This window comes from Clostridiales bacterium, from assembly GCA_015243575.1.
GTDB classification, from domain to species: Bacteria; Bacillota; Clostridia; order Peptostreptococcales; family Anaerovoracaceae; genus Anoxybacterium; species Anoxybacterium hadale.
The window spans coordinates 1,300,575-1,323,137 of the sequence record CP042469.1; the positions used below are offsets into that span (position 1 = coordinate 1,300,575).

The window sequence follows — 22,563 nt, forward strand, 5'->3', positions numbered from 1 at the left end:
TGCATGTTGTTTCCTGGAATTCAACCATGACTGGCTTGCCAATGCTATAGATCGTTCAATTCTACTTGCGCTTCATATTGAGCTACCGCATCCCGGCTAGGAGGCTGAGTACCCTCGCAGGCAACATTCGCGGTACCGGAAGCGACTGACAGAACAACCGCCTTTTCAAAGGAATCTCCTCTTGAGATGGCGAAAGCCAAAGCAGCAACCATAGCATCACCGGCACCAACGGTGCTTTTCACATCTACTTTAAGACCGTTCGCAAAAATGACCTGTTCCCCATAAAAAAATATGGCTCCATCGGCTCCAAGGGAAATTGCCACGATTTCAATACCCATATCAAGCATGCAGCGACCTGCACTCAGGAGCTCTTCCCTGCTGCTGAGCTTCCTGCTTAGCAAACGCTCCAGCTCTTCAAGATTTGGCTTGATCAGATAAGGTTTTCCTTTAATGCCTTCCTCAAAACTTGATCCGTCAGCATCTAAAAACACTTTTATTCCAATTTTTTTTGCTTTCTCTGCCCATTCTCGATAGATTCCCGAAGAGACTCCTGCTGGAATACTCCCTGACAAAACCAAAAGATCTCCGTCTTTCATATCAGAGAATAAATTGTGTTCCAGCATACGTAAGTCATCTTCCGACACCTCAATAAGGCCCGGTTCATTGATATCCGTATTGGTACTGTTTAAGCGATCAACCACCTTCAGGTTTGTTCTGGTATCTCCTCTTACAAAGAGAAAATCATTAGCAACGTCCAAATCCTCAAGACGTTCTTTAATAAATTGGCCGTTTCTCCCGGCAAGAAAACCTGTAGCAACGCTGCTGCCGCCCAGCGCTTTAATCGTTTTTGCTACATTGATACCTTTCCCCCCCGGATCCAGTCTCACCGAGGTGATTCGGTTGACCTCACCTACTCTAAAATCTCTGATTTCCACTGTTTTATCGATGGCAGGATTTAACGTAACCGTTTTGATCATCTATTCATCTCCTTCAGTCAGGATCGAAATGATTTCCTCCTTGGTGGCAGCATGCCTGAGCTTGCTTACATTGTCTTCATCCTGACAGACGAGCGCAATGGCTGAAAGGATTTCCAAATGCTCATCGTTTTTCCCTGCAATGCCAATCAGAATGTATGCTACATTTCCCTCGCCGAAATCCACACCCTCAGGATACTGAAGAACTACAATGCCCGATGTTTTGATAGAATTGACATATTGAGAGGTTCCATGAGGAATGGAAATTCCGTTCCCAATGTAGGTTGTGACTTCGTCTTCTCTCTTTCTCATGCCTTCTATATAATCAGGCTCAACATAACCATTTGCTGCCAAGAGTTTTCCAGTTCTTTCGATTGCTTCATACTTTCCCTCTGCTGCAACGTTTAGTAAAATATTTCCTTCATTTAAAATAAACTTGTTCATAAGCGTTCCTCCCTGTTGATGATTTCTATTAATTCATTTCTAATGTCTGCGATATCTCCCAATCTCAAAACATTGATTACTTGTTCGCTCTCTACCAGCGAAGCGCTGATTTTTCCGAGCATTTCCAGAATAAAATCCTTCTCATTCTTTCTTGCTAACATAACCAAGATGGTATCAACATTTTCAACAGAGAAACCCGCACTTTTCATTTGTATATAGTGTTCCAAGCGGAAGACTCCAACAAAAGGTGCATCAATTTCCTCTGTTCTTATATGAACCAAGGCCACATGGCTTCCTGGAATAACCACGCTTCCTTTTGATTCTCTCTTTAATATTTGATTTTCAACACGCTCCGGCCCAGCAATCACACCGGCATCGCTCAGCTCCAGTATAATTTCTCTTATGGTACTTCGGATGTCATCAGAGGCAACGGTTTTCAGCTTAAAATTCTGGAACATTTTGTCTGCCGCATCAAAGTCTGCCTCAGCCTCAGCCTCAGCATTTGCAGCATAGAAGCCTGCCGGTCTGGATTTTTTCAGACCGCTGCCCTCCCCCATTTTGTTCTTGATCAACACTCCTACCTTCTCAATGTCCTTGCTTGGCAGAAACGGAGATATGAACAGGATCTCACTTGCTGACTTTTTACTGACATCTACCGTCGATAACACAATATCGTAGTTCTCTTTTATTTTCTCATCCATTTCTCTCAGTGAGCAGGCATCAACCTCGTCAATTTCAGGGAATTTACTTTTTAACTTGCCGCATAGAATTTTTACTGTACTAATCCCATTGGGGCAGATCACCAGAACACGGAGTTTGCTTTCTATCCCATGGTGCCGTTCGATGGCCGCACCGATGTGCATCGTAACATAACCGACTTCATTCGTAGGAAGGATCAGGTTGTATTTTGAAAAAACCACCTTACATGCATAATCCACTGCTTCGTATAGTTCTTTGTAGTATTCTTTAATATCGTTGATGATTGGATTTCTCACCTCAAGACCCATAGTCAATCTGTATAATGCCGGATTGATATGCTGCCCCAGACCGCTGATCAGCTGATTGTCACAAGCGATGGGAATATTCAGCCGTTTGCTTGTGATGGATACAATCTCATGAACCGCATCTTCCAGATCAAAGCCCAGTTCTTTCGGTATAGTGTCATCGCTATATATATTTCTATCCTCCATCAGGTGAATTGCAAGATAGGCAAGCTCACTTTCAGGAAGCTCAATTTCATTTTCGTGCAGTACATTCTTTAAATCTTTTATGATGGAGAAATCATTCATGAATAAAGTGTCCTTTACGATATCCTCCGGCAATTCTATCGGCATATTGCTGCGGGTTCTTTCAATGGCCAGCAATAAATGAATGAATGTACTGAAATTATCTACATCATTGTCCTTCAGCATTCTGCTTTCAGAATATAGTTGCTTCATCATACCTTTTACGCTCGCGACAAGCTTTTTACCAAAAGTAACTTCAAAAAAGGCATGAAGAGAGTAATCGTTGTTATCCTCGTACAAAAACGCCAGAAGCTCGCTTATGGACTTATAATTATACAAAAGTTCGGCAAAAGCATTTCTTTTGCTCCAGTCGGAGCCAATAATCTCAAGACCATAACCTCTTCTTCTAATTAGTTTCAAATTTTTTGTTCTAAGCCAGCTTTCAATTTTATCGAGATAAAAAATAATTGTACCTTCAACCACATTGAATTGACTGCCAAAATATGCTGATTTAATTGGCTCCTTGGAAAGGAGCAGCTGTGCTGTAATCAAAACCTGTCTCTGCTCTTGGGTAAGCAGCCATAAAGGCGGAATCCCATCGAATCGTTTTCGTATTGCCTCTAGATCACTCTGATTGCCACGAATCACTAAATTGTCACCATTTTTGAAGATATGCAGCTTGTGTTTCTTCAGCCAGTCATTGATGGTGGCCAGCTCACGCATAATCGTACGATCACTGACATCAATTTGTTGAGACAGATCCTTTATAGATAAAGGACCTTTTTCAATCAGACTGCTTAATATGAACTTCTGTCTGACAGTAAAAGCATCCATACCGTTCACACCCCATTCTTCATATTGTCAGTGGCTCCAGACTCATAATTCAGAGCCCAGAGCCACTAACCCAGAAGGTTTTACTTCTTTTTCGGTAACGATTATTTCTTGAATCTGCTCAAATATTCATCGTAAGCAGTCTGTTCGAGGAAATTCTTTACCGTAACGATTTCCGCATTTGGTGCAACCTGGGCTGCTCTTCCTGCCAAGCTTTCCTGCGTAAAGATGACCTCTGTATCAGCAGGCACTGCATTTACCGCTGAGTGTTTTACCTCTATTGCGAGCCCCGCTTCCTTAATCTTTTTCTTTAGAATGGATTCTCCCATAGCGGAGGATCCCATACCAGCTTCACATGCAAATATAATCATTTTAGGTACGTTTGTGTTTAATGCTGGTGCACTTGCATTTGAAATCTGCTGTCCTTTGCTTTCTGCTTTCATCATGGCAGTTAAATTTTTCGCCAGCGCAAGAGAATCCTGATCCATTTCTCCCATGGACTTATCTCTCTTAAGGATTACAGAAGCGATGAGGAAGGATACAATTCCGCCCACTACAATTCCTGCAAGTACCGGCAGGTGGCCGCCTTTTGGAGACATAGCCATCTGTGCAAAGATACTTCCGGGAGATGGAGTAGCAACCAGTCCAGCATTCAATAATACGAAGGTGAAATTGGCGCTGATTCCGCCGCCGATGGCAGCGAGGATGAGAATGGGCTTCATGAGTATGTATGGGAAATATACTTCATGAATACCGCCGAGGAAATGAATGATTGCTGCACCGGGAGCTGATTGTCTTGCCGCGCCCTTTCCGAAGATACAGTATGCCATAAGGATACCCATACCCGGACCTGGATTGCTTTCCAGCAGGAAGAATACCGATTTGCCCATTTCTGTTACTTGCTGGATTCCTAGAGGTCCTAAAACACCGAAGTTGATCGCGTTGTTCAGGAACAGAATCTTTCCAGGCTCAATAACAATGGCGATGAGCGGAAGGAGTCCTGCGGCTGTTACTGCCTCAGCAAAACTTCCTAAAGTTGTGGAAATTGCAGTTACGACTGGCTCAGCCACCAGGAACGCAAATATAGAAATAAGCGCGCCCAGAATACCAGCCGAGAAAGTATCCACAAGCATTTCAAATCCTGTACGGATTTTGCCTTCAACGAGCTGGTCAAATTTCTTGATGATCCAGCCGCCCAAAGGCCCCATAATCATACCACCAAGGATCATTGGAATATCAGCACCTACAATAATACCGCATGTCGCAATCGCACCGACGACACCGCCTCTGATCCCATGTACCAGTCTGCCGCCTGTGAACCCAACCAGGATTGGTATCAACCATTTAATCATAGGTCCGACCATTACGGCGAGTTTTTCATTTGGGGTCCATCCCGTAGGAATAACAAACATTGTAATAATACCCCAAGCCAAGATCGCTCCGATATTCGGTATGATCATACCGGCCATGAAGCCCCCGAATTTTTGCGTACTAGCCTTAAAATTTGACTTTTTGTTCGCAACCGTTTCGGCTTTAACATTACTCATAGCTTTACCTCCTTTTTATTTTACCCTAATAGTAAACGCAAGAGTAACGATATGCAATTTAAAGAAAACCAATCTTGTCACAGCTTCCTTTTGACAATTTTGATAATTCAGTTATTATAATGGTTTCAACTGGATTTAATTATAACAAAAAAATTCGAAGCACTGCACAATGTTTTGCAATGCCTCGAAATAATTCCTTCGTTCCTTCTGTTTTAGCTTATAGATTCTCAGGTTTCTGACTATTCTTTAATTTATTGAACACAAAGATTCACATCAACCCCTCTTGGGCAGATGAATGCAGCGTCCCAACGCGTCTGCGCAAGCCTCCATAAATGCTTCGGAAAAACTCGGATGGGCATGGATCATATTTGCTGCTTCGAAGACAGTAATCTCTGCTGCCATCAATGCGGCGGGCTCTGCGATCATTTCCGCCGCATGTGCGCCAAAAATATGAACACCGCATAGCTCAGAATACTTCTTATGCACTACAACCTTAACATATCCCTGAGATTCACCGCCTGCCAGTGCGCGTCCATTTGCAATCAATGGAAAACGGCCCACGCTGATTGCATCTCTTCCAAATGTTTCTGTTGCGCCATCCTCCGTCAGTCCGACGGAAGCTACCTGTGACAGGGTATAAACGCAGGAGGGTACCAAATCAAGTCTGCAGCGCGCATTGTGACCCATCGCATTCTCGGCCGCCGTCTCTCCCATTTTAAAGGCAGCGTGAGCCAGCATGAGTCTGCCGTTGATATCTCCTGCGGCATATAGATTTGTAATATTTGTGCGCATATACTCATCGACAACAATTTTTCCACCCTCGACCAGAATCTGATCCTTTAATGCACCAAGGCATTCCAAATCAGATTTTCGTCCAACAGAGAGAAGAATGATATCTGCTTCCAGACTGGTTCCGTCCTCACAGCAAATGCAGACGGAAGATCCTTCATCAATGATCTCCGTAATTTTTTTAGAGAGCAGCAATGAAATCCCCTGCTGCTTCAGATCTTTTTCCAAAGACTTAGCCAGCTCCTGATCCATCATGGGGATGAGACAATCCATTGCTTCCAGTATGGTAACCTGACTCCCGAAGGATTGAAACGCAGAAGCCATTTCGCACCCGATTACACCGCCACCAATCACTGCCAGTCTCTTCGGAAGTAAAGCCAGGTTCAAAAGCTCGGTGCTCGACATTACTTTTGGATTTATGATTCCCTTAATTGGAAGTTGGCTCGAAACAGAACCTCCGCATAGGATAATGGATTTTGCCTCAAAGGTGTTGCCATTACAAAGGATATGCCGCCTACTGCTGAGTACGGCAGTACCATATATGACGGTTACACCGTTGGACTTCAAAAGAGAAGCAACTCCGCCGGTCAACTGTCCTACGATTTTGTTTTTATGACTTACAACCCTTTCCATGTCAACCTCGGCGTCAGGATGATTGCGGATTCCGCGTTCTGATGCATTTTTTATGGCATGAATTACCTCTCCGGTTTTCAGATAAGTCTTTGTAGGGATACAACCTCGATTGAGGCAAGTGCCTCCAAGGACATCTTTTTCAAACAGTACGACGCTTCCTCCAAGCTGGGCGGCCCGGATTGCAGCAACATAACCTGCGGGACCTCCTCCGATCACAGCAACATCAAATGGTTTCATCATATGATCACCCTCTTTCACATTAATAACTCCACCGGATTTTGAAGCAACTCTCTCACGCGGAGTTTCATTTTAGCCGCTCCAACTCCATCCATGATACGGTGATCATAGCTCATGCAAAGAAGTGCAATTTTTCTGCTGATCAATTCCCCTGCCTTAAGTAACAATTCATCATGAATCCCGCCAATGCCCAGCAAACCGCACTCAGGCTGATTGATGATCGGTGTAAATTCGTATACATCATACATCCCCATATTGGAAACTGAGAAAGTCCCGCCGGAATACTCGTCAGGAAGAATGGTTCCCGCTCTCGCGTGTTCTGCCAGCACGGCTGCCCTTTCTGAAATTTGGAGCAGAGAAAGCTGGTCAGCGTTGTGGATCACTGGTACAAACAAACCATTCTCAACACTGACGGCAAATCCGATATTCGCCTCTTTGTAAGTAACAAATTCATTTCCGATGATTACCGTACGACAAGGAGCAAGCTCTTTCACTGCAATTGCGGTTGCCTTCAACACAAAGTCATTCACGGAGATCCGTTTCTCACGGTTTTTATTAATCTTCACCCGCAGTTCCAACAATTCAGTAAGATCGACACGCATGCTCTGCATGACCGTGGGAATCTGACTGTAGCTTGAAAACATTCGTTCCCCGACAACCTTACGCATTCCCTGAACGGGACGGCGGTTTTCAACGGAACGCAGATTTCTCTGTATTTCCGGAACATCTGCGGAGACATTGGAATATGCAGTGTCTGAGGAGTTTGTTGTGGCGAAGGAGCCCGTAGTGGCTTCAGCAGCAAGAACGTCTTCCTTTCGAATTTTCCCTCCAAACCCAGAACCTGAAATATGGTCAAGATTGACACCATCCACCTCAGCATATTTTCTGGCAAGAGGTGTTGCTGTCCCCGGATGCTTCTCCAATGCGGCAAGTACATCTCTCCCTTTGATTTCGCGCAGCGTACCGGAAGGCAGAATGGATTCCAGTGCAATTCCCCCATCCTTCGCAAGCTTTTTTGCATAAGGTGTTGCGGCAGGCGGTGCCCCAGCCGCAGCTGTATTGCCGGGAGCGGCACAATCAACAGCATTCCTAGCTCCACTGCCATCAACTGTATTGCATGCTGTGTTGTCATCAACTGAATTTCCCGCAGTTGCGCCATCTACCGTACTATCTGCAGTTTGAACCGCGTCGTGTCCGCCTGTGATTTCCTGTAGATCCTGCGTCTTTTGTGGGATCGTTTCATCAGGCTCGCCAATATATCCGATTGTTTGCAGAACCGGTACCGTTGCTCCATTCTCAATGAGTTTCGCAAGGAGAATCCCGGTACCTGGAGATTCTGCCTCCATATTGATCTTATCGGTTTCAATTTCCATAATCGGTTCATTCAGTTCAACGTGATCCCCCACGTTTTTCAACCAACGGAGGAGCGTTCCTTCCTTCATATCCATGCCTGCTTTGGGCATAAAAACTTCTATCATTTTGTTCTCTCCTCTCGTGACCGCTACAGCAGGCTCTTGACCTGGGCAACGATCTTTTCTACTGTAGGGAAAACCGCTTTTTCAAGATTTGGATTAAAGGGAATGGGGCAGCTCAATGCGCCCAGTCTGCGAATCGGCGCATCTAAATAGTAAAAGGCTTCGCTGTCGGCGATCTGCCCTGCGATTTCTCCGCCGAACCCACCAAATTGTACCGCTTCATGAACAATGAGAACATGCCTTGTTTTACGAACAGACTCGATGATTGTCTTATGATCCAGAGGCACCAGAGAACGGATATCGACTACCTCCACATTGATTCCTTCTTCCATAAGCCTCTGGGCGGCCTCAAGACTCATCTGAACCATTCGTCCGTATGTGATGATGGAACAATCGGTACCGCTTCGTTTTACATCGGCAACCCCAAGGGGAATGGTGTATTCCTCTTCCGGTACCATACCTTTCGTACGATACAGCGTCTTCTGCTCAAGAAACATAACAGGGTTGTCATCTCGAATCGCTGTTTTCAGCAGACCCTTGGCATCATATGGGGTAGACGGAATCACAACCTTCAATCCGGGAAAATGAGCAAGACAAGCCTCAAGGCTTTGAGAGTGCTGAGCAGCTGCACCAGTTCCGCCGCCTGACGGCGTACGCATAACCATGGGTACCTTAACTTTTCCTCCAAACATAAAGCGCATTTTCGGCGCTTCATTGACGAGTTCATCAAAGCAAACACACATAAAATCCGAGAACATCAATTCGACGATGGGACGCATCCCTACCATAGCAGCGCCGATTCCAGCCCCCACGAAAGCCTGTTCAGAAATCGGAGTATTCATAATACGATCTTTCCCAAACTTTTCAAGCATTCCGCGCGATACTCCAAATGCACCGCAGTATTCGGCAATGTCTTCGCCCATAAAAAAAACAGTCTCATCCCGAATCATTTCTTCACACATGGCATCATTGATTGCCTGAGCATATGTAATTTCTTTCATCATAATCTCTCCTCCCCCTTAAGCATATACGTCGTTCATTAGATCGTCGAAGGATGGCTCTGGGCTGGCTTTGGCAAATTCCTCCGCCTGCTCAATCTCATCTGCAGCAGCTTTGGCCGCTTTGTCAAGCTCTTCCTCTGTGAACAGTTCGTTTTCTATAAGATACATTCTAAATGCTTTGATCGGGCATTTCTCCTTCCAGGATTCGATCTCCTCCTTTGTCCGGTAGAGATTTCCGTCGCTCTTTGAATGACCTGAAATTCGGTATGTATTTTCAACCAGCAGCATGGGTCCCTTGCCCGATGCTACGTATTTTCTGGCCTCCACGCTGGCATGATAAATCTCTAAAACGTTGTTCCCATCGACGGTCTTTGCAGGCATGCCGAAGGGATAAGCCCGCTTTGCGATGTCTGTATCCTTCATGACATCCTGAATGGGGGTTGACATACCGTAGGTGTTGTTGACGCAGACAAACAGTACTGGAAGCTCCCATACTGCTGCCAGATTCATTGCTTCCCAGGTGGCCCCCTCATTGGACGTACCATCCCCAAAGAAGACAACGGAGATGCGGTCTTCCTCTTTTCTTTTCCTGGTGGCCAGAGCTGTACCGACACACATTACCGCACTTGCCCCCAGAACACCGTCTGCACCAAAATAGTGAATATCCGGGTCGGCAATATGCATGGAACCGCCTTTTCCCTTGCATACACCGGTTTCTCTCGCTAAAATTTCCGCCATCATATACTTGACGTCGATGCCTTTGGCGATTGCCTGACTATGGCCCCTGTGGGTTCCAAAGACATAGTCCTGAGACTTCATCGCCGCAATGGTACCTGCAGCAGTTGCCTCTTCTCCAATGCCAAGATGCGTCGTACCATGCACAAGGCCCTTAGAAAAAAGCCACTGGACGCGCTCTTCGAAATAACGTGCCAAATGCATATCAATCCACATTTGCCACATAATCATTTTTAGTTCTTTTGATATCGTATCTTTTCTATTCTTTGTAACATCTGGTGCATGATCAGAATTCTTTCCACTCAAAATAATCGCTCCTTTCGGAACCTCTCGGTTCCAGTTATCATGCTCTGTGCTCCATAGCCATAAGCATAACAACTATTTTATTCTATATTTGTATATTATTTACTTTCATAAATGCAGCAGAACCTCCAGTAACCCGCTCATCCTTCCATGTTTGCTTACGAAACCGTATGAATTGCTTTGATCCCGGATCAGCCTCGAGAATCCAGACTGATCAGCTCCCGAATCAGCCCCGTAACTCCAAACCGCTCAGTTCGTTCCAGATCGGATCAAGTGCTTCTATCAGCTTGCAGTAAATTGCATATTTACGCTGATAATAGGAATGCTTCTCTGCGGCAGGCTCATATCGTTTTTTAATCTTAGTCAATTCGGCAGCAGCTTCATAAAAATCTTTGAAAATGCCTACACCCACGCCTGCGGCCATAGAAGCCCCCAATGCTCCGAGTTCCTGTGCTTCTGAAACCTCCACGGTGAGTCCAAGGGCATCTGCAAAGATCTGCATCCATACTTCAGAACGTGCTCCGCCGCCAGAAATCCGTACTGCTTGCGGCTTATCACGAAATTCCATCAGCCGGTCGATGTGGTACATATGACAGAAAACCACACCTTCGTAGATCGCACGCAGCAAGTCCTGTATGCCATGGCTGCAATCCAGCCCCACAAACGCCGCGGTCGCATCAATGCTGACATTGGTACCAAACAGAAACGGGAGAAAAATCAAATGATTTTGTTCTTTGCCAGTGGCAATCATCTCATTGAGCTTCTCATATCCGCAAAATTGCATGCCGTTTTGTTTCAAAAATGTCTTTATGAACCATTCAAGATTTGTTGCAGAAGTAGAGCTTCCCTCCAAAATGATATGATATCCGGGCAAGCAGTAATAAAAGGCACTGAAAATGTTCTTCGAATAGAGCGGCCGTTTTGTAATAAATGCATTGACACCCCAAGTGCCAATAATCATACCAAGCTGCTCTTCCTGCACAACACCCTGAGAAATAATGCATGCAACGGTATCAATCAGTCCACCTACAACAGGCGTTCCGGCGATCAGCCCTGTACGCTCCGCACAACTATTTGTCACAAATCCACCGATTTCGGTGCTCTCTAAAATTTGAGTCGGGAATTTGTTTTCATAATGTTCAATCCCAAGTGTTTGCATAATCTCACTGCTGAGCCTGCGTGTCTCAAGATCCATCAAGCTCATGGAAGAGGCTTCTGTACATTCCAGACTGAAATTGCCGGTCAAAAGAAACCTGGCATAATCCTTAGCAGTGAGAAAGACGTCTGTTTTCTCAAGGGTATCAGGATCATTGCTTGCAAACCATGCAATAATCGCCGGTGTTTGCCCTGCCCATAATATTTGACGGGTTTTCGGTATGATCTCATCAAGAATACCGGTTGCATTCCATTTTCGGACAAACTCCTTCGCCCGCATGTCACTGCTCAGGATTGCAGGATAAGTGGGGCTTCCGTTCCGGTCAAACATGTAAAGACCGTTCGCCTGCCCGGTTACACCGATGGCTGCAATCTCTTTTCCATTCACCCCCGAGTTTTTCAGCACTTCCGCGACAGCGTCATAAATACTGCTGCGGATCTGTTCCGTATCTCGCTCACAGTATTCCGGCTGAGGAGTCTGTGTATCCATCGCTTTTCCCGCTGAGCAAATCTCTTTCCCCCTGATATCGTAAATTGCGGCCTTTGCTACAGACCCTCCAACGTCAATTCCCATCAAATACTGCATCATAACGTTTCTCCCCTTCAGTAATTTGCCAGCTTATTCCTCAGGAATTCATTTGCTTCCTTGAGATAGGAATGAAACTGCGCCTCATCATAGCTCCACATCTCTGCAATCAGAAACCCTTGATAATCAATTTTCTTTAAAATATCCAGACATGTGTCAAAATTCACTGTGCCGTGGCCGAAAAGGACATCTCGATACACCCCCGGCCTGGTATCTTTTAAGTGTACACCCACAATATGCCTGTTTGCAATTCTCAAATCCTTATCAAGATCAACTTTTGATGCTGACAAATTGCCAACATCCGCATAACACTGAAGAAAAGGGGAGTCAATCTTTTCACAGAGTGACATGATGTTTTCACAACATCCCATAAAATATGTATCCATTGTCTCAAGTGCAAGAATCACACCATGTCGTGCTGCAAAAGCAATGCATTTTTCCATGGAATCGAAAAAAATAGCTTCTGTAGTCTCATTGCGGTGCGCTCCATGCTCGTCATAGGCCGCCAGATGGACTAAACGAATCCCAGTTTTTGAAGCAAAACAAATTGCTCGTTCCACAAGTTCCAACCCCTTACTGCGAATTGCAGCATCCTCGCTGCCCAAAGGGAAAATGCGGTTCGCTGTCAGCGCCATGGTGTGGATTGGAATCCCAGTGCTTTCCACCGCGCGACGTACTTCCAGCACAGTCTCATCAGAGTAGAGTCTTTTCATCCTTTCAGGAGTCCCATCTACATTCATTTCGACGAAATCGAATCCGCTGTGTTTTGCCAGTTTCAACTTTTCTTTCCAGCTCAGCTTGCTGCTGATCGCCTTCTCGTACAATCCTAGCGGTAATTCTCTCAGGTTGCTCAAGTCAATTCTCTCCTTCCTGGACGCTAGAGGGGGCTGACCACCTGAGACATACCCCATACCGTGATTTCCTCTACAACCACATGATCGGGCAGGGCGCAGATATTGCAAATTGCTGCTGCCATATCCTCTGCTTTTAGATTATCAGGCGACTGGGCCATTGGCGATTCCTGTGCATTGATTTGAAAGTTCGTTGCCCCAGCGCCCGGGATTACACAAGTTACACGGACCCGATCCTTTTGCAGTTCCACATAAGCGCTCTTTGAAAGACTTAATACGCCTGCTTTTGCTGCTGCGTAGACAGAGTACCCTGGCCAGGAATGTCTGGCACAAACGGAAGAGACATTGATGATGGTCCCTCCACCCTGTTCTTTCAGCATCGGTGCAAAATAATGGATTCCATAAATACAGCCCATCAGATTTGTTTCAACGCATTGATGGATTTCCTCCAAAGTTTGATCGGCAAGCTCTTTGACCACAATTCCTGAACCTGCATTGTTGACTAAAATATCAAGCTTTCCATACTTTGTCTGAATATATTCATATAGGTTCATCCAGTCTGATGGTTTTGCCACATCGGCACAGAAGGAATCAACCTTGCCAAGCTCACTCACCGCCTGTTTCAGAGTATCCTCTTTTCTCCCGGTGATGATGACATTGGCACCCTGACTCAGCATCAGATATGCTGTAGCCTTACCAAATCCACTTGTGCCTCCTGTAATCAGCACATTCTTTCCTTTGATTCCCATTTTTTATTCCTCCTTTTGGGTAGTAACAACTTGAAGCAGCGGAGACTGATTGATTACATATTCTCCACGATCCACGCGCGCGTGGATCTCATCCCACATCCTGCGTGTATAATTCAGCAGATCCTCATAGTTCTTCTTTGACGCATCGCCGGAGTGCACCAGATCCTGTGACCAGTAATTCAAAAGTCTGGCTGCATAGGCCTGATTTTCTGAAAGTGTCCAGAGTGTATCCTGCGTGAACCCAAGCTTTTCTAAATAGCTGTTTTGTGACTCACCCATCCCATCAATATCTGCTAAAAGAGTGTCAAAATACGCCTGTGCTTCCTTCTGCTCCGTCTCATTGAGCACTCCCGGCTCCTCTTGAATACAGAGTTCACGAGCAATCTCTGAGCTTGCATATTCATACACGATGTCATCCACCATCTGATTCCAAAACGCGGGATCATCATGAAGCTGTTCCATCGAAAAAGAGTATTTCTGACAATACAGCGCCATCCGCGCACGAACCTCGCTCTCGGTGTATTCATTCTCATTTGTTTTGAGAATCACCGGATCATGAATGGTTTGTTCCGCTGCTCCTGATTGCAGAAGGAACAGCGCTGTATAACTGGTAATGAGCGCTCCTGACACACCAAGAATCAACCATAGCCTTCTTTTCATCTCAATTTCCACTTCCTAAATTCCCAAACTATAGCTTTCTCTGTCCGTAAGTTTTATGGGTATTCACAGACTCTTCCGCTTGCGCTTCGGTCATGATCGAAATGACTCCGTTGTTTGACGCCGCCTTTGCCGCCAAGTATAATTTTGCCGCATCCTCCAGATAAATCGCCGCATACTCTGCGTCTTTGAGCGTTGGCCCAACAGAAATCACACCGTGATATTTCAGGATGACCGCACGTTTCCCATTCAGATTCTCTACTGTCTGTATCCCCATATCCTCACTTGCTGCATTGGCGTAATCAGCGACGGGTACCGCTCCCAGACAAACGTTGCACAGGGTCGTACAGCAGGCTGGAAGCTCATCTCCGATCAGCCCGACTGCAGTGGCATAAGGCTGGTGTGTATGAATCACTGCGTTTACCTCCGGGCAGTGATCAAATATGTATCGAATTGCTACGGTATCAACAGACGGTCTCAAATTACCTTCGATGATCACCCCTTCTTTATTCAGAACAAGAATCTGATCCGTTGTCATTGTCTCATAGGGCATCCCGGAAGGAGTCACGATGATATCGCCGTTTTCTTTCCGCACGCTGACATTGCCGCCGGACAATTGAATCAAACCGACTCGCTTGATTTCTTTCGCCACGTCAATGATCTGAATTTTATCACTCTCATACATAAGTCAAATCTCCTAATAAACATCTAAAATAGAATCAGGAATTCTTCCTCTTGCGAGCCCGTTCCTGAAGCACATCTAAAATAACAGCCAGTAAAACGATCAAATAACGGATCAAATCCTGCCAGAACGCCTGAACGGAAAACAAGTTCATCGCATCCTGGATGAGAACGATAAACAACAATCCCAGCAACCCTCCTGCGATGGTACCTTTTCCTCCATTCATACTGACGCCGCCGATGACTGCTGCTGAAAGTGCGGTCATTTCAAGCCCGATCCCGGCACTGGTTGCCACACCAGAGTATTTACTCATATAAATAATCCCTGCGATACCGGCCATCGTGCTGCAAGCCATACAAGCCGCAATTTTTACCCGTTTTGTCTTGATTCCCGAGTATGCTGCCGCCTGTTCGTTGCTTCCCGTATAGTAGACCTTTCGCATATTCGCAGACTTCCGCGCATACAGTTCCGTAATGACTGCCAGGACAATAAATACCAGAAACGTCATCGGCAGAAAACCACCGATATATCCTGAGCCAAGATAAGCAATGGCAGGCATTTCTTTCATATTTGATACGAGCGAAATATTCACGCCGGAAGTCATAGCGTACACTACACCTCTTGCAATCCCCATAAAGCAAAGGGTTACGATAAAATGAGAGAGATTTAGTTTGGTTATGATGACACCCATAACCAGTCCACATACAATGGCACAGAGAATGCCAACCAATGCGGAAATCCATGGATTCATACCCGCACGAATCGCAGTTGCTGCAAATGCCATCGACAAGCACATCACCGATCCGATGGAGAGATCCAGGCCGCCGGAGATCATAACAATGATCATTCCAATGGTCAAAATTCCATTGATTGAGATACTGCCCAGCAGTGTTTTCGCATTTGCCCAGGTTGCAAAATAATCATTGGTAAACGCTAGTAATATGGATACCAGAACAATAATTATGATCAGACTCATTTCACGGACATCGCTAAGCGTTTCCAATAAGCCCGACAATCCCACCTTATGTATCTTTCCCGGAGTTCGTATTCTCCCCGGAGTCATTGTCTTTACATCGTTCATTTTGAGCATACCTCTCTATTTGTCTCCTGATATTTATAAGCATCAGAAATGTAGTACATAATATGATCGGAATTAATGTCACATCCTTTGACATCCTTAACCAGAATTCCTGTGCTGTCAATCATCGCAACGCGGTCGCTCATGCCTATGATTTCATTCAATTCGGAAGATACCAGAATAATGCTGACACCTTCTTTCGTCAAGTCCCGCAGCAATCGATAGATTTCCGCTTTTGCTCCAACATCTACTCCCCTGGTTGGTTCATCCATAATCACAATGTCTGGTTTTTTTGCCAGAACCTTTGCCAGCAATACCTTTTGCTGATTTCCACCGCTCAGGCTTCGAACGATCTGGTTGATTCCAGAACACCGCACGTTCATTTTTGACACCAGACCAAGAGCCTGTTCTTTTTCTCGGCTGAAGTCAATCACACCATTCTTTGAAACCTGCCCCAAATAATTCGCCGTTGTGTTCATCTGGATGTTCATGTCCAGAAACAAACCCATCTTCTTACGGTCCTCCGGAAGCATAACCAGGCCTGCGTTGAAAATTTCTTCCGTTGTCTTTCCTGTGATGTTCTTGCCTTTAAAGATTACTTCTCCCGACTTCAGACGGCGCAACCCAATAATTGCCTCCATGATCTCACTTCGACCGGCACCGAGTAATCCGGCAAAGCCTAGTATTTCACCTTTATGCAGCTTAAATGAGATTTTGCTGAACTTCCCTTTTCCATCCGTTAGTTCTTTAACCTCCAAAACAACGTTCTCATCACCACAGCATTCATCCTCTGCCTTACAGGGATACAGCATATTCACTTCACGGCCCGCCATATCGTTGACAAGATGCTGAACGCATGCGTTGCGGACTTCGCAGGTGGAAACCATATGACCGTCGCGCAGGACCGATACACGATCACATTGTTCAAAGATATCGGACATTCTGTGGCTGATATAGATAATGCCAATTCCCTGACGTTTCAGGTTCCGGATCATTTGATGTAGCGCTTCTGCTTCCGAACCGGATAGCGACGAGGTTGGTTCATCTAAGATCAGGATTTTACAATTATTCGAAACGGCTTTTGCAATCTCGACGACCTGCTGGCTGGAAATAGAAAGCTTTTCTACAGGATCACAGGGATTGATGGCTCCATTCACTAAGGGCTGCAATATTTTCTCGGCCTCTGCAGCCAGCTTTTTCATTTCGAACCGTTTCCCCTTCCCGATCTGCGTCATAAAAATATTTTCTGCAACAGTGGCGTCCTGACAGAGTGCAATTTCCTGATGGACAAAGCAGATACCCAGAGCTTGCGCATCCCGCACTTCATTAATTGTCGTTTTCCTTCCATCAATGTATATTTCTCCGCCGTCAGGCCTAAGGTTTCCGTAGATGATATTCATCAACGTGGACTTCCCTGCACCATTTTCTCCCATAATGCCGTGTACTTCACCAGGACGAAGATTAAAATCAATGCTGTAAAGCACTTGATTGCGTCCAAATGATTTCGATATGCCCTTTAGTTGCAAAGCATCCAAAATACCTACCTCCAATACGATAAAAATAGAGATCCGCAAGTTCAGTTTATGTAGAAGGTTCTGCTGATCATTGCGAATCTCACGATTTACTTAATCAACAGTATAAGGGCTCAGCATATCTTCAATGCTTGCATAGCCAATCTTCTTTGCATAATCAGCAGTATAATAGAAATCTGCTGTTTCGGCTGTCACAACCGTTAAACCATTATCAATCGAGATATCCATGATATTTTGTCCTAAAGCTTTGCGTTCGTTGATCGGATTCACATTTTCAGGATGAGCAGCGATGAATAAAGACATCATACCCAGATATCCCTGCATGTACTGATCTGGTGTGATGATGCCGAATAGATCCCCGGCCTTCAGCATATCCAGCAAGGTATCGCTGGTATCACAGCACATACAGCGAATGGTTCCGCCAAGTTCCTTCGCCGCCGTTGCAGCTCCTGTGATGGATACAGATTCCGGGCTGAACACACCGCCCAGGTCAGGGTACTTTTGATAGGTAGACATGACTGCATCATAGCCGGCTTGAGAGTCCTGCTTGGTGGCAATGTCGGCAACTACTTTGATTCCGGGATATTCCTTTTCGATTGTTTTAATAAACGCATCGCAGCGGATATCGTGATTTGTTTGTCCCGGGTTTCGCAGAACCATTACAGAGCCTTTGCCGCCCATATCTTCCGCAACAGCACGAGCCGCTGCAGTACCCTCTTTAATGTTATCAGAGGTTACGTAAGCTGGACGTTTTGAATCCGGCGAGTCTGAGGCGTAGGTTACAACTGTGACGCCTTGATCAATTGCCCGGTTGATTGGTTCGTTAAAAGCTTCCGCGGTGATTGGCGAAAGAAGAATTCCTTTGGGGTTTTTCGCAAGAATGGATTCGAAGGAATCAACCTGCTTCTGAGCATCGTATTCGGTGGTACCTTCATAGTAACAGTTAACACCAAGCTGCTTACAGGCATCCTTCATGCCGGCATACACAGGGAACCAGTACTCAACTCCAGAAACAAACACACACATGTAATAGTTTTCATCTGAAGAACCTCGAAGACCTGTTGCAGAAGCTCCCGCAGCCCCGCTGCCGTCTGCTGCAGAACCTGAGGATGCAGGCGCCTGTTTGCCGCATGCGGCCAGACCCAGCATCATAGCAATAACCAAGATGAGTGCCAATACTTTCTTTTCCATGTTATCCTCTCCTTATTCCTTTATTTACGGGTTTCATATATCGATGGATAAAAATCCATAACCCACAAGGTTCTGTTTCTAGAGTTTCATCCCCTGGTCAGATTGACATATGTCATCACATATTCCAATTTCGTTTTAATATTATCAAACGAAGAATCCAATGTCAATCATGATTTGAATATTGTCATAACATTTTTCAAATACATCACATTTTCAGATTTTAGTGCTAGTGTTATGCTGTAAGTTCTTCCATTTGCGACAGGATTCTCTCGAATTCATTTTCTAATATCGAACAATTAAAACGTCTTATTTTATGCAGCTGAAGGCACTAGTAGTTCTTCGGGCTTTAAATGGCCATGACATATGACATGTTATATGTCATTTATCGCATATATCATTCATCTCTGTATTTGTCGCATATTTGCTGACATACCCATTTCAACACACTCCATCACAAAGAACCCTGTGGCAGAGCTCTGAGAGCTTATCCTAAATAACAATCCAAGAATACGTCAAAAACTTTTCCATAACTTTTGACAGTGATGATTGTTGTGTAGTATAATAACTCAGTTACCAGTTTAGGAGGAATACTATGGATCATTCGGATATTCAAAAACTTGTTGAAATTTCAAAGATGTATCATCACCAAGGGCTGACTCAGGAAAAAATAGCGAATATATTTGGCATTTCCCGTTCAGCCGTATCAATGTATTTAACAGAAGCAAAGAACAGTGGAATCGTACAGGTTCAAGTGAAAGATCCCTCGATTAACAATAGAGAACTGGCAGAACGGTTTGAAAAAGAATTTGCACTTCGGCACTGCATCGTTGTTCCCAACGGAACGCATAACGACGAGGTTCTCTTACGCGTTGTTAATTCCCAGGCGACGCGCTTTGCAGCAGATCTTTTTGTCAGCCATTCTTCCATTGGAATTGCTTGGGGTCATACCTGTTATGATTTCATGCAATCATTCCCCAGCGATACAGACTTGTGCGACGTAAGTGTTGTCCCAATGGTCGGAGCATCTCCGCTGTTGACCCAGGAGCATCAATTAAATGAGAGTATTCGAATGTTCGCAGATAAGTTGCGGGGATATCCGTTATTTATCTATGCCCCTGGCTTTGTTGAAACTTTGGAAGATAAAAGACGGCTAATAGAAAGTACATTTATGCAGCCCGTCCTGGATCGGTGGCAGAATATGGATTATGCTGTCCTTGGTATTGGAAAACTTCAGGAACGTGACGAGCTTCGCCAATTCCGATGCGGCGGCCAAAATATCCTTGAGGAGATTGGCAAGTATTCGGATTTGGTCGTAGGAGACCTTTGTGCACGCAGGTTTAACATCAAAGGCGAGTTTATAGAATGCGACTATAACAATAAGATCATCGGTGTAGATGGAAACATATTAAAAGCAACAAAGAACGTAATGGCCATCGCTGTCGGAAGCAGCAAGATTTTTGCCATCATCGGTGCGCTGAGAACAAAGGTAATCCACTATTTTGTGATTGATGAGAATACTGCAAAACAAGTTTTAAATCTGCTGGATTCCGGATCATTGCCTTCTTAAAATAAAAAAATGCTCCCTCATGATTAACAGTGTTTCTACATTCACCGTCTCTCATAAAGGGAGCATATCTCTCAAGCTTATGCCAATTCACCAGATCTTAAATCGCGAAGAGTACATATTCCGTCGGCAACATCCCGTAACCATAATAACGCAGATAGAATTGGTACGATGGATCCGTGTCCTCAATAATTCTCGCAAGCTTCCAAAGGTCCTTGTGATTATGATAAGCGCTTAGAGCAAGTTTGGGATGATACTCCTTTATCTTTTTCAGACACCCCATAAGTGCTTGTTCTTCCGCGCCTTCGATATCCATTTTTATGAAGGTCACGGGCCCTTCAATGTCCTCATCGATAGCCACCGTCGGGATTTCAATAGAGCCCGACTGCGAAAGTTGATTGACAGAGGAAATCCCATCCTCTGCCAGATAGAGCACTCCGTTTTTTTCACCAACGCCCTTGCTTTTTATTTCAACATTTTTCAATCGAAACGCCTCGACGTTCTCTCGAATTCTCTCAACATTAGCAGGTACAACTTCATAGCAATAGATTTTCTTATAGCAAGCCCTTCCGTACATATTGGTAAACTCAACCAGTGAATCACCGATGTATGCCCCCACGTCCACAAAAACTTCATTTGCATCACAATGGATCAAATCAAAATCGAAATACTGCGAGAAGCACTTATCACAGATACTGCCAATGAGGGCTTTATCAGTTTTCAGCCAATAACTTAAAATATTGAGCAAAATCTTTTTGGATCGATAGTCGCCTAGCCTACTATACAGCCATTCAAAGTCCTGCTTATGATTTAACAATGCATCTGCCCTGTTATCTATCAAATCAAAGATCCCATTGTCAGGATCATATCCTCCCCATAAGCTGCTGAACCTGTTATAGTAATTTACGATTGCCATATAGCTGCTCGGATCGGTTATTTTCTGATGTAGTAAATTCTGTTTGATCGCATCCTTTACTCCGTCCAAATTTCGTTGGCCAATAAATTCCATAAGCCGCCCAAAGTATTTATCTACCTGTATCGAGATTCTTTCGTTCTGTATCGGATATCCCAAATCGGTTTTCGTTTGGGCCTCCGGTTCCAGAGGGCTGGTTTGTGTTGTCATCATAATTCTCTCTTTCAAAGGTGAAGTTGATTTATCAATCATCCGATTTGTATCATCCTGTTGGAGGATGACGCATTATCCCTAATGATTATATTATTCAGCCTATGGAGAAAACGAAACTGATTCATTTAAATTGTCTGCACCAATAATACACGGTTATCGAAAAATAGCCGTTCACCGAAAATACAATCGTTCTTTCCTGCCCATATCTAAGCCCACGGTTACTGACGCTGCAGCTTTCGGACATTCATAGATGCAAGTGCTGCACCATATGCATTCCGTTGACAAGACTCTTTGCTGATTGTTCTTATATTCCAGCAGCTTGATATCCATGGGGCATACCTGTTCACATTTTCCGCAGTCTACGCATTTTACAGGATCAATCTTAATCTTGAATAGCGCAAATCTTGAGGTAATCTTTTGAAATACGGGAATTGGGCACAGATATTTGCAAAATGCTCTGTTATCCTGTAAACGATATGCTAATAGAATTCCGGCGCTGTAAAACAAAAGGTTTCCTCCAATAAGCCAGCAAAGCTCTGTGGTGGATTGCGGCTTCACCGGATCCTTCAGCACATACCAGATCACCAGAACCAGGCTTAAAGAAAGAATGAAATACAAGTACCTTAGCGCACCGAGATATTTGATTCGTTTCTGTTGCGGTCTTTTAAAAGGCAGTAAATCCAAGACCATGGCGGTCCAGCACGTGTAGCTGCACCATGCCCGCCCGAAAATCAGCGGCCCTGCAATTTTGGCGATCAGATAATGCATGGTCGCCGCAGCAAATACACCGGATAACAGCAACATGAAAAAACCTTCAATCTGCATGTTTTCTCTGCCAAAAAAGCCGAGAAAGAACAGCATGTAGCAGCCCACCAATAGTTGAGAAGTTCTTCTTCCCCACGCTTTATGTTTTTTAGGTAATGTCTGAATTAAAAAAATACCGATTGCAACCGAAGTGCCTATGTACCCGAAGTTAAATAAGTAGAACATAGCACCTGACTGGATTGAAAGCAGAATTGCCAGTCCCCAAAAGATTGCTAGAAAAACAGCTGGCAAAACAAAGCTTTTTAGTGAGATATCCCATTTATCGTCCGATTTATGCTCCCACTTCTTTGCGAATTGATCCATTTGTGATCCTCCTAAATAAAATTCAATACATGTAATGAAAGCGTTTCAATGTATAAAATTACCTGTATC

General features: G+C 44.7%; 19 protein-coding genes. 1 reads left to right on the forward strand and 18 read right to left on the reverse strand.

The features are described from left to right. Positions 1–44 precede the first annotated feature (44 nt). From pfkB to FRZ06_05725, 16 genes are all read right to left on the reverse strand, one after another. Positions 45–977, reverse strand: a complete 933-nt coding sequence (pfkB, locus tag FRZ06_05650; protein QOX62862.1) for a 1-phosphofructokinase — start codon at positions 975–977, stop codon at positions 45–47. Next, entirely contained in the window at positions 978–1,418 is a 441-nt protein-coding gene (locus tag FRZ06_05655; GenBank protein ID QOX62863.1) for a PTS mannitol transporter subunit IIA, read from the reverse strand. After that, positions 1,415–3,478, reverse strand: coding sequence for a PRD domain-containing protein (locus FRZ06_05660; GenBank protein ID QOX62864.1), 2,064 nt, complete (start codon positions 3,476–3,478; stop codon positions 1,415–1,417). The genes FRZ06_05655 and FRZ06_05660 overlap by 4 nt, the downstream gene beginning before the upstream one ends. A gap of 101 nt (positions 3,479–3,579) precedes the next feature. Next, the gene (locus FRZ06_05665; protein QOX62865.1) at positions 3,580–5,022 is read right to left on the reverse strand and encodes a PTS mannitol transporter subunit IICB; all 1,443 of its coding nucleotides are present in this window, start codon (positions 5,020–5,022) and stop codon (positions 3,580–3,582) included. 273 nt (positions 5,023–5,295) lie between these two features. Further along, entirely contained in the window at positions 5,296–6,684 is a 1,389-nt protein-coding gene (gene lpdA / locus FRZ06_05670; GenBank protein QOX62866.1) for a dihydrolipoyl dehydrogenase, read from the reverse strand. A 14-nt stretch (positions 6,685–6,698) separates the two neighbouring features. Then, a complete protein-coding gene (locus FRZ06_05675; protein ID QOX62867.1) occupies positions 6,699–8,159 on the reverse strand; it encodes a 2-oxo acid dehydrogenase subunit E2 in 1,461 nt (486 codons plus the stop codon). A 23-nt stretch (positions 8,160–8,182) separates the two neighbouring features. Next, positions 8,183–9,157, reverse strand: coding sequence for an alpha-ketoacid dehydrogenase subunit beta (locus tag FRZ06_05680; GenBank protein ID QOX65849.1), 975 nt, complete (start codon positions 9,155–9,157; stop codon positions 8,183–8,185). 18 nt (positions 9,158–9,175) lie between these two features. Continuing rightward, entirely contained in the window at positions 9,176–10,123 is a 948-nt protein-coding gene (locus FRZ06_05685; protein QOX65850.1) for a thiamine pyrophosphate-dependent dehydrogenase E1 component subunit alpha, read from the reverse strand. A 298-nt stretch (positions 10,124–10,421) separates the two neighbouring features. Further along, complete coding sequence (locus FRZ06_05690) at positions 10,422–11,939, reverse strand: carbohydrate kinase (protein QOX62868.1); 1,518 nt, start codon at positions 11,937–11,939, stop codon at positions 10,422–10,424. Positions 11,940–11,953: 14 nt separating this feature from the next. Beyond that, entirely contained in the window at positions 11,954–12,847 is an 894-nt protein-coding gene (locus FRZ06_05695) for an L-ribulose-5-phosphate 3-epimerase (protein ID QOX62869.1), read from the reverse strand. Then, positions 12,814–13,536 (reverse strand): SDR family oxidoreductase, encoded by a 723-nt coding sequence (locus FRZ06_05700; protein QOX62870.1) that lies wholly within the window; start codon positions 13,534–13,536, stop codon positions 12,814–12,816. Before FRZ06_05700 ends, FRZ06_05695 begins: the two co-directional genes overlap by 34 nt. 3 nt (positions 13,537–13,539) lie before the next feature. Then, on the reverse strand, positions 13,540–14,196 hold the full coding sequence (locus FRZ06_05705; protein QOX62871.1) for a hypothetical protein: 657 nt from the start codon (positions 14,194–14,196) through the stop codon (positions 13,540–13,542). A gap of 28 nt (positions 14,197–14,224) precedes the next feature. After that, positions 14,225–14,878 carry a class II aldolase/adducin family protein gene (locus FRZ06_05710; protein ID QOX62872.1) on the reverse strand — a complete coding sequence of 218 codons (654 nt, stop codon included), beginning with the start codon at positions 14,876–14,878 and terminating at the stop codon, positions 14,225–14,227. Between the two features lie 34 nt (positions 14,879–14,912). After that, the gene (locus FRZ06_05715; protein QOX62873.1) at positions 14,913–15,965 is read right to left on the reverse strand and encodes an ABC transporter permease; all 1,053 of its coding nucleotides are present in this window, start codon (positions 15,963–15,965) and stop codon (positions 14,913–14,915) included. Next, positions 15,953–17,491 (reverse strand): sugar ABC transporter ATP-binding protein, encoded by a 1,539-nt coding sequence (locus tag FRZ06_05720; GenBank protein QOX65851.1) that lies wholly within the window; start codon positions 17,489–17,491, stop codon positions 15,953–15,955. Before FRZ06_05720 ends, FRZ06_05715 begins: the two co-directional genes overlap by 13 nt. Before the next feature lie 87 nt (positions 17,492–17,578). After that, positions 17,579–18,634 carry a substrate-binding domain-containing protein gene (locus FRZ06_05725; protein QOX65852.1) on the reverse strand — a complete coding sequence of 352 codons (1,056 nt, stop codon included), beginning with the start codon at positions 18,632–18,634 and terminating at the stop codon, positions 17,579–17,581. A 634-nt stretch (positions 18,635–19,268) separates the two neighbouring features. Between FRZ06_05725 and FRZ06_05730 the strand changes: the two genes are divergently transcribed. Next, a complete protein-coding gene (locus FRZ06_05730) occupies positions 19,269–20,243 on the forward strand; it encodes a hypothetical protein (GenBank protein ID QOX62874.1) in 975 nt (324 codons plus the stop codon). Between the two features lie 97 nt (positions 20,244–20,340). Here the strand turns inward: FRZ06_05730 and FRZ06_05735 are convergent, their stop codons facing one another. Together FRZ06_05735 and FRZ06_05740 are read right to left on the reverse strand one after the other, a co-directional pair. After that, the gene (locus FRZ06_05735; GenBank protein QOX62875.1) at positions 20,341–21,405 is read right to left on the reverse strand and encodes an FkbM family methyltransferase; all 1,065 of its coding nucleotides are present in this window, start codon (positions 21,403–21,405) and stop codon (positions 20,341–20,343) included. Between the two features lie 132 nt (positions 21,406–21,537). Then, on the reverse strand, positions 21,538–22,494 hold the full coding sequence (locus FRZ06_05740; GenBank protein ID QOX62876.1) for a 4Fe-4S dicluster domain-containing protein: 957 nt from the start codon (positions 22,492–22,494) through the stop codon (positions 21,538–21,540). Between the last annotated feature and the right edge of the window lie 69 nt (positions 22,495–22,563).